Source organism: Streptomyces sp. NPDC004539, assembly GCF_040610055.1.
Classification (GTDB): domain Bacteria; phylum Actinomycetota; class Actinomycetes; order Streptomycetales; family Streptomycetaceae; genus Streptomyces.
Genome location: NZ_JBEXLS010000004.1, coordinates 361,572 through 375,857 on the forward strand (window position 1 = coordinate 361,572; position 14,286 = coordinate 375,857).

At 69.8% G+C, this 14,286-nt stretch carries 11 protein-coding genes and 2 tRNA genes; 3 read left to right on the forward strand and 10 right to left on the reverse strand.

The features are described from left to right. Nucleotides 1–19: 19 nt before the first annotated feature. Complete coding sequence (locus ABZX85_RS11075; RefSeq protein WP_355864974.1) at nt 20–2,641, reverse strand: valine--tRNA ligase; 2,622 nt, start codon at nt 2,639–2,641, stop codon at nt 20–22. Between the two features lie 135 nt (nt 2,642–2,776). Between ABZX85_RS11075 and ABZX85_RS11080 the strand changes: the two genes are divergently transcribed. Next, complete coding sequence (locus tag ABZX85_RS11080) at nt 2,777–3,817, forward strand: hypothetical protein (protein ID WP_355864977.1); 1,041 nt, start codon at nt 2,777–2,779, stop codon at nt 3,815–3,817. 71 nt (nt 3,818–3,888) lie between these two features. Here ABZX85_RS11080 and clpX read toward each other — a convergent pair whose 3' ends face one another. From clpX to ABZX85_RS11105, 5 genes are all read right to left on the reverse strand, one after another. Next, the gene (gene clpX, locus ABZX85_RS11085) at nt 3,889–5,178 is read right to left on the reverse strand and encodes an ATP-dependent Clp protease ATP-binding subunit ClpX (protein WP_187749676.1); all 1,290 of its coding nucleotides are present in this window, start codon (nt 5,176–5,178) and stop codon (nt 3,889–3,891) included. Nucleotides 5,179–5,359: 181 nt separating this feature from the next. Beyond that, complete coding sequence (locus ABZX85_RS11090) at nt 5,360–6,055, reverse strand: ATP-dependent Clp protease proteolytic subunit (RefSeq protein ID WP_355864980.1); 696 nt, start codon at nt 6,053–6,055, stop codon at nt 5,360–5,362. 467 nt (nt 6,056–6,522) lie between these two features. Continuing rightward, on the reverse strand, nt 6,523–7,143 hold the full coding sequence (locus tag ABZX85_RS11095; protein WP_355864983.1) for an ATP-dependent Clp protease proteolytic subunit: 621 nt from the start codon (nt 7,141–7,143) through the stop codon (nt 6,523–6,525). Nucleotides 7,144–7,386: 243 nt separating this feature from the next. Beyond that, nucleotides 7,387–8,778, reverse strand: coding sequence for a trigger factor (gene tig, locus ABZX85_RS11100; protein ID WP_355864986.1), 1,392 nt, complete (start codon nt 8,776–8,778; stop codon nt 7,387–7,389). Between the two features lie 170 nt (nt 8,779–8,948). Then, nucleotides 8,949–9,025: transfer RNA gene (locus ABZX85_RS11105), tRNA-Pro, on the reverse strand. Nucleotides 9,026–9,181: 156 nt separating this feature from the next. Here ABZX85_RS11105 and ABZX85_RS11110 point away from each other — a divergent pair. After that, nucleotides 9,182–9,252: transfer RNA gene (locus tag ABZX85_RS11110), tRNA-Gly, on the forward strand. A gap of 74 nt (nt 9,253–9,326) precedes the next feature. On the opposite strand, the gene ABZX85_RS11115 is transcribed toward ABZX85_RS11110, so the two are convergent. Together ABZX85_RS11115 and ABZX85_RS11120 are read right to left on the reverse strand one after the other, a co-directional pair. After that, nucleotides 9,327–9,521, reverse strand: a complete 195-nt coding sequence (locus ABZX85_RS11115; protein WP_355864989.1) for a hypothetical protein — start codon at nt 9,519–9,521, stop codon at nt 9,327–9,329. 165 nt (nt 9,522–9,686) lie between these two features. Then, nucleotides 9,687–10,868 carry a PP2C family protein-serine/threonine phosphatase gene (locus ABZX85_RS11120; protein ID WP_355864991.1) on the reverse strand — a complete coding sequence of 394 codons (1,182 nt, stop codon included), beginning with the start codon at nt 10,866–10,868 and terminating at the stop codon, nt 9,687–9,689. A 163-nt stretch (nt 10,869–11,031) separates the two neighbouring features. On the opposite strand from ABZX85_RS11120, the gene ABZX85_RS11125 reads away from it, so the two are divergent. Beyond that, nucleotides 11,032–12,201 (forward strand): GNAT family N-acetyltransferase, encoded by a 1,170-nt coding sequence (locus tag ABZX85_RS11125; RefSeq protein WP_355864994.1) that lies wholly within the window; start codon nt 11,032–11,034, stop codon nt 12,199–12,201. Between the two features lie 394 nt (nt 12,202–12,595). On the opposite strand, the gene ABZX85_RS11130 is transcribed toward ABZX85_RS11125, so the two are convergent. Together ABZX85_RS11130 and ABZX85_RS11135 are read right to left on the reverse strand one after the other, a co-directional pair. Then, nucleotides 12,596–13,408, reverse strand: coding sequence for a DNA-formamidopyrimidine glycosylase family protein (locus ABZX85_RS11130; protein WP_355864997.1), 813 nt, complete (start codon nt 13,406–13,408; stop codon nt 12,596–12,598). A gap of 243 nt (nt 13,409–13,651) precedes the next feature. Next, nucleotides 13,652–14,137 (reverse strand): ribose-5-phosphate isomerase, encoded by a 486-nt coding sequence (locus ABZX85_RS11135; RefSeq protein WP_355865000.1) that lies wholly within the window; start codon nt 14,135–14,137, stop codon nt 13,652–13,654. Nucleotides 14,138–14,286 lie beyond the last annotated feature (149 nt).

Consider the following 14,286-nt stretch of genomic DNA (forward strand, 5'->3'; position numbering starts at 1 on the left):
GGCCTCTCGGTCGTCCGTCTCACGCCTGCGGCAGGTTCTCCAGCTGGGCCGTGATCCTCGCGATGTCCGCCTCCGCCTTCGTCAGGCGGCCCTTGATCTTGGCGACGACGTTCTCGGGGGCCTTGCCCACGAACGCCTCGTTGCCGAGCTTCTTCTCGGCCTCGGACTTCTCCTTCTCGGCGGCGACGAGGTCCTTCGTGAGGCGCTTGCGCTCGGCTTCGACGTCGATCGTGCCGGAGAGGTCGAGGGCGACGGTCGCGCCGGCCACCGGGAGGGTCGCCGTGGCCGCGAAGTCGTCCGTCTCGGGCTGGAGGCGCAGGAGCTGGCGGATGGACGCCTCGTGGGCGGAGAGGGCCGTGCCGGTCAGGTCCAGGCGGGCCGGGACCTTCTGGCCGTCCTTGAGGCCCTGGTCCTTGCGGAAGCGGCGGACTTCGGTGACGACCTGCTGGACGAGGGCGATCTCCTCCTCGGCGGCGTCGTCGCGGAAGCCCGAGTCGGCGGGCCAGGAAGCCGTCACCAGGGTTTCCCCGCCGGTCAGCGTCGTCCAGAGGGTGTCCGTGACGAACGGGATCACCGGGTGCAGGATGCGCAGCATGACGTCGAGGACCTCGCCCAGGACGCGCGCCGAGACCTTGGCCTGGTCGCCGCCCGCGAAGAACGTCGGCTTGGACAGCTCGACGTACCAGTCGAAGACCTCGTCCCACGCGAAGTGGTAGAGGGCCTCGCTGAGCTTGGCGAACTGGAAGTCGTCGTAGAGCGCGTCGACTTCGGCGACCGTCTTGTTGAGGCGGGAGAGAATCCAGCGGTCCGTCGCGGAGAGCCGGTCGGCCGGCGGGAGGTCGCCCTCGACGGTCGCGCCGTTCATGAGGGCGAACCGCGTCGCGTTCCACACCTTGTTGGTGAAGTTGCGGGACGCCTGGACCCAGTCCTCGCCGATCGGCACGTCCGCGCCGGGGTTGGCGCCCTTGGCGAGGGTGAAACGGACGGCGTCGGAGCCGTACTTGTCCATCCAGACCAAGGGGTCGACGGCGTTGGGGTTCGACTTGGACATCTTCTTGCCGAACTCGTCCCGGACGAGGCCGGTCAGCGCGATGGTCCGGAAGGGGGCCTCGCCGTCCATCGCGTACAGGCCGAACATCATCATCCGGGCGACCCAGAAGAAGATGATGTCGTGGCCGGTGAGGAGGACGTCCGTGGCGTAGAACTTCTCCAGGTCCGGGGTCTTCTCCGGCCAGCCGAGGGTGGAGAAGGGCCACAGGCCCGAGGAGAACCAGGTGTCGAGGACGTCCGCGTCCTGCGTCCAGCCCTCGCCGGCCGGCGGCTCCTCGTCGGGGCCGACGCAGACGACCTCGCCGTCGGGGCCGTACCAGATCGGGATGCGGTGGCCCCACCAGAGCTGGCGCGAGATGCACCAGTCGTGCATGTTGTCGACCCAGTCGAAGTACCGCTTCGACATGTCCTCGGGGTGGATCGCGACCCGCCCGTCCCGGACGGCGTCCCCGGCGGCCTTCGCGAGGGGGGCGACCTTGACCCACCACTGCATCGACAGGCGCGGCTCGACGGTCGTCTTGCAGCGCGAGCAGTGGCCCACGGAGTGCATGTACGGGCGCTTCTCGGCGACGATCCGGCCCTGCTCCTTGAGCGCGCCGACGACGGCCGAGCGCGCCTCGAAGCGGTCGAGGCCGAGGAACGGGCCGTGGACGGTGATGATCCCGCGCTCGTCCATGATCGTCAGGTTCGGCAGGTCGTGCCGGCGGCCGATCTCGAAGTCGTTCGGGTCGTGCGCCGGGGTCACCTTGACGGCGCCGGTGCCGAACTCGGGGTCGACGTGGGTGTCGGCGACGACGGGGATCGTGCGGTCGGTCAGCGGGAGCTTGATGTGCTTGCCGACGAGGTGCTTGTACCGCTCGTCGTCGGGGTGGACGGCGACGGCCGTGTCCCCGAGCATCGTCTCCGCGCGGGTCGTCGCGACGACGAGGCTGTCCTCGCCCTCGCCGTACCGGATGGAGACCAGCTCGCCGGCGTCCTCCTGGTACTCGACCTCGATGTCGGAGATGGCCGTCAGACAGCGCGGGCACCAGTTGATGATGCGCTCGGCGCGGTAGATCAGCTCGTCGTCGTAGAGGCGCTTGAAGATGGTCTGGACGGCGCGGGAGAGGCCCTCGTCCATCGTGAAGCGCTCGCGGGACCAGTCGACGCCGTCGCCGAGGCGGCGCATCTGGCCGAGGATCTTGCCGCCGTACTCGTCCTTCCACTGCCAGACGCGCGCGGTGAACTCCTCGCGGCCCAGGTCGTGGCGGGACTTGCCCTCCTCGGCGAGCTGCTGCTCGACCTTGTTCTGGGTCGCGATGCCGGCGTGGTCCATGCCGGGCAGCCACAGGGACTCGAAGCCCTGCATGCGCTTGCGGCGGGTCAGCGCGTCCATCAGCGTGTGCTGGAAGGCGTGGCCCAGGTGCAGCGAACCGGTGACGTTCGGCGGGGGGATGACGATCGTGTACGGCGGCTTGTCGCTGTCCGCGTGCGCCTCGAAGTAACCCCGCTCCACCCAGCGCTCGTACAGCGGCCCCTCTACCTCGGCCGGCGCGTACTGGGTCGGCAGGTCGGTGGTGGGCGCTGGGTGCTGCTGAGCGTTCTCGGTCACGCGCCCAGTTTAGGGGTGTCACAGGGCCGTCCAGAAACGCGATTGTTCTGTAACGGCCCGCACCCCGATGCAGTGGGTTCCCTGTGGCTGGGCCAGGATGTCAGGAGCACATAAAACATCGGAGGGGAACCCAGGATGAGCAACAACCAGCCGGGTCCGTACGGCGGTCCGCCGCAGCAGTCCGGTCCGTACGGTCAGCCGGGCCCCTACGGTCAGCCGGGTCCGTACGGCCAGCCGCAGGCGCCGCAGCCCGGCTACGGGTATCCCCAGCAGTCCCCCCAGGGCGCGCCTCAGGGTCCGCCGCCGCAGGCCAACCCCTACAACCAGCCGACGCAGCCGATGGGCCAGGTCCCGCCGGCCCCGCAGGCCCCCTACGGGCAACCCCCTTACGGGCAGCCGCCGCAGGGTCCGTACGCGCAGGCCCCCTACGGGGCGCCGCCGCAGCCGCCGGCCGGGAAGAAGAAGCGGGCGGGGCTGATCGTCGGGATCGCGGCGGTCGTCGTCGCCGTCGCGGTGGGCGCGTTCGTCATGACCAGCGGCAGCGGCAGTGGCGGCGGGATCGAGAACGACGGCGCGCACCGGCTGGACACCCCCTCGACGGTCGTCACCGACTACAAGCGGGTCGGCAAGGGCGGCGAGACGTCCGACGCGGACACCGTCAAGTACCTCCAGACCAGCGGGGTGAAGGGCGGCAAGGCGGTCGTGGGGCAGTGGTCGACGGCCGACTTCGGCGACTACGACCCGCAGAACCCCGACCCGGCGGACCTGCCCAGCCAGGCCGAGCTGCTGACCGCCAAGGGCGTGACGCTGCTGGGCGGTTACGGCGAGATAGCCGACCCCGAGGCGACCCTCGACAAGTACTTCGTCGCGATCTCCGCGCAGATCGAGGCGAACAACAAGAAGATCGAGTCCGGCGGTTCGGCCTCGGGCGCCTCGAAGACGACCCTCGAAGGGCAGCCGGAGAAGGTCGACATCGACGGCGCCGCCGCCAAGTGCCAGGCCGCGTCCAGCGTCAACTCCCTCACGAAGAAGGTCTCCTCGGACTGGTTCTGCGTCTGGGCCGACTACAGCACCGTCGCGATGGTCTCCCCCGGCGACAACACGAAGAGCGTCGACAAGGCGACGGCCGTCGACATCACGGCCAAGCTGCGCAAGGAAGTCCGCGTCAAGGTGTGAGGCCGCGCGGGACGACGACGAGGGCCCCGGTCGATGCGACCGGGGCCCTCGTCGTTGTAACTGTCAGCGCCTCACGCGGACTTCTGCTCGCCCGGACCGCGTCCGCCGCGTGAATCCCTGGGGATCAGCGTCGGGTTGACGTTGGAGAGGACCACGTCGGCGGTGATGACGACACGGGCGACGTCCTTGCGGGACGGGACCTCGTACATCACGCCCTGGAGGACCTCCTCCATGATGGCGCGCAGGCCGCGGGCGCCGGTCTGGCGCAGGATCGCCTGGTCGGCGATGGCTTCGAGGGCCTCGCGCTCGAAGTCCAGCTCCACGCCGTCGAGTTCGAAGAGGCGCTGGTACTGCTTGACCAGCGCGTTGCGCGGCTCGATGAGGATCTGGAGGAGCGCCTCGCGGTCGAGGTTGTGCACGGAGGTGATGACGGGGAGGCGGCCGATGAACTCGGGGATCATGCCGAACTTGACGAGGTCCTCCGGCATGACCTCCTCGAACTGGTCCTTCGACTGGAGTTCGCGCTTGGAGCGGATCGTCGCGCCGAAGCCGATGCCCTTGGCGCCGGCCCGGGACTCGATGATCTTCTCCAGGCCCGCGAAGGCGCCGCCCACGATGAACAGGACGTTCGTCGTGTCGATCTGGATGAACTCCTGGTGCGGGTGTTTGCGGCCGCCCTGCGGGGGCACCGAGGCGGTCGTCCCCTCCAGGATCTTCAGCAGGGCCTGCTGGACGCCCTCACCGCTCACGTCGCGCGTGATCGACGGGTTCTCGCTCTTGCGGGCGACCTTGTCGATCTCGTCGATGTAGATGATCCCGGTCTCGGCCTTCTTGACGTCGTAGTCCGCCGCCTGGATCAGCTTCAGCAGGATGTTCTCGACGTCCTCGCCGACGTACCCGGCCTCGGTCAGCGCCGTCGCGTCGGCGATCGCGAACGGGACGTTCAGCATGCGCGCGAGGGTCTGGGCGAGGAGGGTCTTGCCCGAGCCGGTGGGGCCGAGCAGGAGGATGTTGGACTTCGCGAGCTCGATGGCGTCCTCGCGGCCCTGGCCGCCGCCGTTCTCACCGGCCTGGACGCGCTTGTAGTGGTTGTACACCGCTACGGAGAGGGCCTTCTTCGCGGCCTCCTGGCCGACGACGTACCCCTCCAGGAACTCGTAGATCTCGCGGGGCTTCGGGAGTTCCTCCCAGCGCACCTCGCTCGTCTCGGCGAGCTCCTCCTCGATGATCTCGTTGCAGAGATCGATGCACTCGTCGCAGATGTACACACCAGGCCCTGCGATGAGCTTCTTGACCTGCTTCTGGCTCTTGCCGCAGAACGAGCACTTGAGCAGATCGCCGCCGTCACCGATGCGTGCCACGGTGTGCTTCCCCTTCGCCATGGGAGTCGCCTGGACGCTTACGAGTCCAGCGGCTCCTGGTGCTGCCTTATGTCGACGGTACCTTGCCTGACCCCCCGTTCGGGTCCCCCTTGGCACGGTTCACTTTGACGTGGACCGTGTCAAACCGTGCCAAGGGGCGGCAGACGGATTCGCCCGCCCGTCAACGAATGGACGCGTTGTTCATCTTGCGGGTGGAGATGATCTGGTCGACGAGGCCGTACGCGAGGGCGTCCTCGGCGGTCAGGATCTTGTCGCGCTCGATGTCCTCGCGGATCTTCTCGATCGGCGTGGTCGAGTGCTTGGCCAGCATGTCCTCCAGCTGCGCGCGCATCCGGAGGATCTCGTTGGCCGCGATCTCCAGGTCGGAGACCTGGCCCCGGCCGGTCTCGCTGTAGGGCTGGTGGATCAGGACGCGGGCGTTCGGCAGGGCCATGCGCTTGCCGGGGGTGCCGGCGGCGAGCAGGATCGCGGCGGCGGAGGCCGCCTGGCCCATGCAGACCGTCTGGATGTCCGGCTTCACGAACTGCATCGTGTCGTAGATCGCGGTCAGCGCGGTGAAGGAGCCGCCGGGGCTGTTGATGTAGACCGAGATGTCCCGGTCGGGGTCCATCGACTCCAGGCACAGGAGCTGCGCCATGACGTCGTTGGCGGAGGCGTCGTCGATCTGCACGCCGAGGAAGATGACCCGCTCCTCGAAGAGCTTCGCGTACGGGTCGTACTCGCGGATGCCCTGGGAGGTGCGCTCGACGAAGCGGGGGATCACGTAGCGGGACTCGGCCTTCGGGCCGGTGTACTCGGCCTGGGCGTACTCCGCCTGGGTCCGGTCGTACAGTCCGCTGCCGGGAAAGCTGTTCACGGTGTCTCCTGAGAAGGCTGTGCTGGGCGGTGGCTGATGGGGCGAGGAGGAGCGTCGGAGCGTCGTCGGGGGCCGGGCCGGGGCGTACGGGTCTCGTACGGGTCCGGCGGGCTCGCGGGCCCTCGCGGGGTCCTGCGGCCCTCCAGGGCCCCTGGGGGCTCTGTGGGGGCTTTCGGACTCCCGCGGGGCTCGCGAGGGCTCTCGCGGGGCTCCGGGCCGCTGGGGGCGTTCCCCCAGGGGGTCCCGGACCGTCCGGGCCGGTCCCCTCCGGGTCGCGAGCCCCTCGGCTGCGGCCCTTCGGGTTCCGGTCCCGGCCACGGGGTACGGCCCGCACGGACCGGCCCTCGGGCTCAAGTCCCTTTCGGGACCCGGTCCTTGGGGCCGCCCCGCAGCGGCCCGGGGTGTTCGGGCCGGCCCTCCTGCTCGGCCGGCCCCGGCGCCCCGAACCCCGCGAGACCCCCGGCGGGCTACACTCCGGTGCCGCCGCCGCCCGGCATGCCGGCGGCCGTGGCGATGACGTCGTCGATGAGGCCGTAGTCCTTGGCCTCGTGGGCGTCGAACCAGCGGTCGCGGTCCGAGTCACGGGTGATCTGCTCGACCGACTGGCCGGTGTGCAGCGAGGTCAGCTCCGCCATGCGCTTCTTGGTGTGCAGGAGGCGCTCGGCGTGGATCTTGATGTCCGAGGCCGAACCGGCGAGGCCGGCGGACGGCTGGTGGATCAGGATCTCGGCGTTGGGGAGCGCGAAGCGCTTGCCGGGGGTGCCCGCGCTGAGCAGGAACTGGCCCATGGACGCGGCGAGGCCCATCGCGATCGTCACCACGTCGTTCTTGATGAACTGCATCGTGTCGTAGATCGCCATGCCCGCGGTGATCGAGCCGCCGGGGCTGTTGATGTAGAGGTTGATGTCCTTGGAGGGGTCCGCCGCGGCCAGCAGCAGCAGCTGCGCGGTGATCCGGTTCGCGATGTCGTCGTCCACGGGCTGGCCGAGGAAGATGATCCGCTCGTTGAGCAGTCGGTTGTAGACATGGTCGCCGAGGCCACCGCCGATGGAGGGCTCGCCGGCGGCGGAGGGCATCAGATTCGTCACGTATCCACCTGCTCGTCTTACGACGGCGCCGGGCCGTCTCACGTTTCCCTGCGAGGGCCTCCGGCGGTTCAGCCGATAACGCAGGCTCTCTGTCCATGGACCCTAACGCGCGGGTCCGTTCGGAGAATCCCGCAAAGGTAAGTGTTCGCCGGGGGCGTAGCCCTTGGCACAAAAGGACAGGTCCTGGGGCGTCGGGCACCCAGGACCTGTCCTCAGTCGATCACTTCAGCGTCGTACGACGGCTCAGGCGTCGGCCTTCTCCTCGGAGGCGGCCTCGGCGGCGGCCTCCTCGGTGCCCTCGGTGCCTTCCTCGTCCTCTTCCTCGTCGTCCAGGTCGATGACCTCGCCGTTGGTGTCCTTCACCGTGGCGGACTCGACGACCAGGGCCAGGGCCTTGCCGCGGGCGACCTCGCCGACGAGCAGCTGGACCTGGTTGCCCTCGACGACGGCCTGCGCGAACTGGTCGGGGGACATGCCGGAGGAAGCCGCGCGGCGCATGAGGTGCTCGGTCAGCTCCTCCTGGTTCACGGAGAGCTTCTCGCGCTTGGTCAGCTCGTCGAGGACGAACTGGGTCTTGATGCCCTTGACCGCGGCGTCACGGGTCTCGGTGTCGAACTCCTCGGCGGTCTTGCCCTGGAGCTCCAGGTACTTGTCGAGGTCGAGGCCCATCTGCGGGAGCTGGTGGTGCTCCAGGTTGTGCTTGCGGGTGTTGATCTCCTCTTCGAGGAGCTTCTCGGGCACCGGCACCTCGACGATGTCGAGGAGCTTCTCCAGGACGCGCTCCTGGGCCTGCGTGGCCTGGTCGTACTGCTTCATGTTCTCGAGGCGCTTGCGGCTGTCCGCCTTCAGCTCCTCCAGCGTGTCGAACTCGGAGGCGAGCTGCGCGAACTCGTCGTCCAGCTCGGGGAGCTCGCGGGCGGCGACCTGGGTGACCTTGACGGTGACCTCGGCCTCCTTGCCCGCGCCGGTGCCGCCCTTCAGCTCGGAGGTGAAGGTGGCCTCGCCACCGGCCTCCAGGCCCTTGACGGCGTCGTCGATGCCTTCGAGGAGCTCGCCGGAGCCGATGGTGTAGGAGACGCCGGACGCGATGCCGTCCTCCAGCACCTCGCCGTCGACCTTGGCCTCCAGGTCGACGGTGACGACGTCGCCGTCCTCGGCGGCGCGCTCGACCGGGGAGGTCGAGGCGAAGCGCTCACGGAGCTGCTCGACGGACTTCTCGATGTCCTCGTCGGTGACCTCGACGGCGTCGACCTCGACCTCGATGGAGGAGAAGTCCTCGGGGAGTTCGAGGGCGGGACGGACGTCGACCTCGGCGGTGAAGTTCAGCGTCTCGCCGTCCTTCAGCTCCGTGATGTCGACCTCGGGCTGGCCCAGGACGCTCAGCTCGGCCTCGTTGACCGCGTCGGTGTAGAACTTCGGGAGGGCGTCGTTGACGGCCTCCTCCAGCACCGCACCGCGGCCGAAGCGCTGGTCGATGACCCGGGCCGGGATCTTGCCCTTGCGGAAGCCCTTGACCGTGACCTGCTGGTTGATCTTCTTGTACGCCGCGTCGAGGCTGTCCTTGAGCTCCTCGAAGGGCACCTCGATGCTGAGCCGAACCCGAGTCGGGTTCAGGGTCTCCACGGCGCTCTTCACGGTTCGGTCTCCTTGGGGGCTGACTTCTTGGGTTCCGCCGGGACCTTGATCGGACCCGACCGGTCGCCGCCCGGAGACTTCCAGAGAGTGAGAGACACGGGCGTGCAGCCTGCATAGTAACCGCAGCCGACGAGGCGCCCCAAAGCCGATCACGGCGGTGATCGTCTGGCTGGTCGGGGTGGCGGGATTTGAACCCACGGCCTTCCGCTCCCAAAGCGGACGCGCTACCAAGCTGCGCCACACCCCGTGCTGGTGCGACACGTAGGGTACATGCCCGGACGCGGTCCGGATGCCGCATTCCACGGGTGCGTGGAGGCGCGGAAGCGGGTGTGCGCCGGAGGGGGTCCAGCGGCTACTATGCAACTCGTGCCGTGGGACTCTTTTGACCTGCGGCGTCGGTTGTGCGGGCGTAGCTCAATGGTAGAGCCCCAGTCTTCCAAACTGGCTACGCGGGTTCGATTCCCGTCGCCCGCTCTGTGAACGGCCCGAGGGGGCCCGGAAGTTCGGCTTCCGGGCCCCCTCGGGCCGTTCGTGCGTCTGCGCGCGCTTCAGAAGCTGATCTGCTGGATCGTCTCCGCCAGGGAGTTCATGAAGCGGTTGATGGACGGGGCCATGCCCGTCGAGGCGAGGAAGAAGCCGAAGAGGACGGCCACGATGGCGGGGCCTGCCTTGATGCTGCCGCCCCGGACCATGACCACCAGGACGATCGCCAACAGCAGCACCACTGACAGTGAAATGGCCACGACTGATCACACATCCTCGTTCGGTTCACTCTCCCGAGACCATCGTGCCACCAACAGGGGTGACTCATGCGGGGCGTTGTGTATCAACCGCTTATGAACAGGTGAACTTACTCCAGTCAAATCCGGCCAATCACTCAGGAATTGGCCCGCCCGGTCCGCCGTGGGTCAGAAGCGGATCGACGCCGCCGTGGGGCCCTCGCGGCAGACCAGGAGGAGGGCCCGGTCGTCGTTGACGTCCTTGGCGACGGCTTCGATGAGGTGCCAGGCGGCGCCCTGGAAGCCGCCGGCGACGTAGCGGTCGGCTTCGCCGGTGAGGCGGTCGATGCCCTCGACGATGTCCCGGTCGGAGGTCTCGACGAGGCCGTCGGTGAACAGCATCAGGACGTCGCCCGGCCGCAGGGAGCCCTTGACCGGGTCGAACTGGGCCCCCTCGTAGACGCCGAGGAGGGGGCCTTCCGCGGCCTTCTCCTCCCAGCGGCCACTGCCGGCGCTGAGCTGGAGGCCCGGGGGGTGGCCCGCCGAGTAGAGCTCGTAGTCGCCGGAGTCCAGGTCCAGGACGAGGTGGATCGAGGTGGCGAAGCCCTCGTCCCAGTCCTGGCGCAGGAGGTAGCCGTTGGCGGCGGGCAGGAAGGCGTGGGGCGGAAGGGAGCCGAGGAGGCCGCCGAAGGCGCCGGAGAGGAGGAGGGCGCGGGAGCCGGCGTCCATGCCCTTGCCGGAGACGTCCGTGAGGACGACCTCCATCGTGCGGCCCCCGTTCGTGCGGGCCGCGACGACGAAGTCACCGGAGAAGGACTGGCCGCCCGCCGGGCGCAGCGCCATCTCGCGGTGCCAGCCGGGAGGGAGCTTGGGCAGCTTGCTCTGGACGCGGATGCGTTCGCGGAGGTCGAAGAGCATCGTCCCGCCCCGCCGCCACGGCACCCCGACCCGGCTGCGGAACTGGGCGATCAGCAGCCCGAAGAAACCGCAGGCGGCCACCACCAGGACGACGCCGGGCGTGACCCGCGACGGGCCCTCCGTGTACGGGCCCAGCTGGACCGACTCGACGATCAGCGCGGTCGCCGCCGCCGCGTACAGCGCGAGCAGGCTGGAGGGCCGCAGCAGCAGCCCGCCGGCGACGATCGGCAGGACCAGCGCGGCCGGTGAGAACCAGACCGAGTTGGCGAGGGTCGCGGCCGTGATGACGGGGACGGTGAGCAGGAGACCGGCCAGCGCGATCCAGTCGGAGCCGTCGCCCCGGAAGTAGTCCACGGCACTTCTGCGCACGCCGGTGCGGACCCGGTGCATCAGATGCCTCAACCGGGCCGTGAACGTCTCGGCTTCCGCACGCCGTTGTCGTCCTGCTGTCATTAGTTCGGGACCCTATCCATCCAACCCGCCGCTTGGCACGGGAGGTCCCACTTGTCCCCCGTCCGAGGCTCGACTTCACAGTGAACTTCATGGAAAGCCATCTCCGGGCAGGGAGGAAGAAATTCGCTCGCTCGTCCGACAATGCCCCGAAAAGGATGAGTACATGACGGACGAGGCACCCACGAAGGCACCCGAGGAGCGCGAACTCTGGCGCGCGCTCACTCCGTACGACCGGTGTGTGGGCGTCTGGGACGGCGGGGAGTGCGTCGGGACGGCGGGGGCGTTCGACTTCCGGCTGACCGTGCCCGGCGGGGCGTCCGTACCGGCCGCCGGGATCACCATGGCCGGGGTCGCCCCCACGCACCGGCGGCGCGGGCTGCTCACGGCCATGATGCGGCGCCAACTGGACGGTTTCCGGGCGGACGGCGAGGCGCTCGCCGTGCTCACCGCGTCCGAGCCGGAGATCTACGGGCGGTTCGGGTACGCCGCCGCGACCTTCGGGGTGAGCGCGGAGATCGACACGGCGCGGGTGCGGGTGGCGGTGCCGGACGGCGCCGATTCCGTGCGGCTGAGATATGTCACACCCGGGGATGGTTTGAACGCCTGCGAGGCCGTGTACGCGCGGGCCGTGCCCCGGCGGGCCGGGATGCTGGCGCGGCGGCCCGGGTGGGAGCGACTCGGGGTGCTCGACCCGGAGAGCGGGCGGGACGGGGCGTCGCGGCTCCAGTGCGTGCTGGCCGAGAACGCGGCCGGGGAGACCGTGGGGTACGCCCGGTACCGGGTGCGTCCGCGCTGGTCCGACGCCGGGCACGACGGCGTCGTACTCCTCCAGGATCTGTACGCGCTCGATCCGGCGGCCTGCGGGGCGCTGTGGCGGTATCTCTTCTCGATCGACCTCACGTCCACGCTGGTGGTGCGGTCGCGGCCGGTGGACGATCCGCTGCTGCACCTCGTCTCCGACCTGCGGCGCTGTCTCCTGCGGACGCGGGACGCGCTGTACGTGCGGCTCGTGGACGTGGGGGTCGCGCTGGCGGCCCGTACGTACGCCGCTCCCGTGGACGTCGTCCTCGATGTGGACGATCCGTTCTGCCCGTGGAACTCGGGGCGGTGGCGGTTGAGCGGGGACGGGGCGGGGGCGCGGTGTGAGCGGACCGGCGACGCGGCCGATCTCGCGCTGTCCGTGCGGGAGTTGGGAGCCGTGTATCTGGGCGGCGTGTCACTGGGGGCGCTCGCGGGGGCGGGGCGCGTGCGGGAGTTGCGGGGCGGGGCGTTGGGGACGGCGGCTGTGGGGTTCGGGGGTGGGGTGGCGCCTTGGTTGCCGCATGGGTTCTGAGGGGGTGGGGGACTGGCCGGCCCATGGGTTCTCTGCGGGGTGGGGGGGCCGGCCGGCGCGCGCGGGGCGCTGTGCGGGGTGGTGGCTCGGCGGCCGGGCGGGGTGGCGCCGGGGCGTGGCTGCCGTGCAGGGGCTGAGCAGGATGGCAGCGTGTCCGGCGCGCGGGGCCCCGGTCGGGGTGGTGGGCTGGGTGCCGGGAGGCGGCTGAGCGGGGTGGGGGGCCGGCCGGTGTGTGGGGTCCGGGCAGGGTGGTGGCTCGGCGGTCGTACGGAGTCCGGGCGGGGTGGTGCCGTGGCTTGCCGTGCGGGGGCTGGGCGGGGTGGCTGCCTGGACTCCGCGCGGGTCCTGGCGGGGTAGAGGGGCCGGCCTGTGTGTGGCGGCTGAGTGGGGTGGGCTAGGCCGGTTGGCAGGTGGGGCACCAGAAGAGGTTGCGGGAGGAGAGGTCTGCCGTGCGGATGGGGGTGGTGCAGAGGTGGCAGGGCTGGGAGGTGCGGCGGTAGACGTAGACCTCGCCGCCGTGGTCGTCCACGCGGGGTGGGCGGTTCATCGCCTCGGGGGTGTGTTCGGGGCGGACCGTGTCGATGCGGTTGTTGCGGACGCCCTCGCGCATCAGGGCCACCAGGTCGGTCCAGATCGCGTCCCATTCCGCCGGGGTGATGTCCTTGCCGGGGCGGTAGGGGTCGATGTGGTGGCGGAAGAGGACTTCCGCGCGGTAGACGTTGCCGACGCCGGCGATGATCTTCTGGTCGAGGAGGAGGGCGGCGATGGTGGTGCGGCTGCGGTGGACGCGGGCGTAGGCGGCTGTGGGGTCGGCGTCGTCGCGGAGGGGGTCGGGGCCGAGGCGGGCGTGTATCGCCTGCTTCTCCTGCGGGGTGATGAGGGCGCAGGTGGTGGGGCCCTTGAGGTCGACGTAGGCCGTGGGGTTGGTGAGGCGGAGGCGGGTGGTGTCGGTGGGTGGGGGGACGGGTGGGGTGCCGAAGGTGACCTTGCCGAAGAGGCCGAGGTGGATGTGGACCCAGTCGGTGTCGCGGAAGCCGAGGAAGAGGTGTTTGCCGTGGGCCTCGGTGGTGGTGAGTTCCGTGTGCGTGAGGAGGGCCGCGGAGTCCGAGAACTTGCCCTGGGGGCTGGTCACCTCGGGGGGTGTGCCGCCCTGGAAGCGGGACGCGTAGTCCTGGGCCAGGCGGTGGATCGTGTGCCCCTCCGGCACGGTGCTCCTCTCGTCGGGGCGGGGGTTTTCTCGCCCCCGCCGCCCCTACCCTTCCCATCCTGAAGGGGCTCCGCCCCTTCGACCCCAGCCGGGGCTGCGCCCCTGGACCCCCATCGGCCCGAAGGGCCTCGTCCTCAAACGCCGGACGGGCTGGAGTTGACGGACCCTGAATTCAGAAAGTGGCCCCCAGCCGAAGGCGCCCCTGGCCGCAGGCACTGCCTCAGGCGGCGCCAGGAAGTTTTGCTACTGCTTCGGGTGGTGGGCCGGGATTTCCGGGAGGTCGCCTGTCGTCTCGTAGGCGCTCAGCATGTCGATGCGGCGGATGTGGCGTTCGTCACCGGAGAAAGGGGTCGCGAGGAAGGTTTCGACGAACTTGGTCGCCTCGTCCTGGGTGTGCATGCGGGCGCCGACGGCGACGACGTTGGCGTTGTTGTGCTGGCGGCCGAGGGACGCGGTCTCCTCGCTCCAGGCGAGGGCCGCTCGGACGCCCTTCACCTTGTTCGCGGCGATCTGCTCGCCGTTGCCGGAGCCGCCAATGACGATGCCGAGGGCGTCGGGGTCGGCGGCGGTGCGCTCGGCGGCGCGGAGGCAGAAGGGCGGGTAGTCGTCCTGGGCGTCGTAGATGTGGGGGCCGCAGTCGACGGGGTCGTGGCCGGCCGCCTTCAGCCAGTCGACGAGGTGGTTCTTGAGTTCGAAGCCGGCATGGTCCGAGCCGAGATACACGCGCATGGGACGAGTGTGTCACGCGGGTCGGGGGCAGACGGCCTGGGGTGTGAAGCCAGTACCTCGACGAAATGTCGAGAAAACCTACGTCACCGATCCTTAATGGCTGGTACACGAATCTCTTGGCCTCCGTTTCACTAACCGCCAGCACTCGC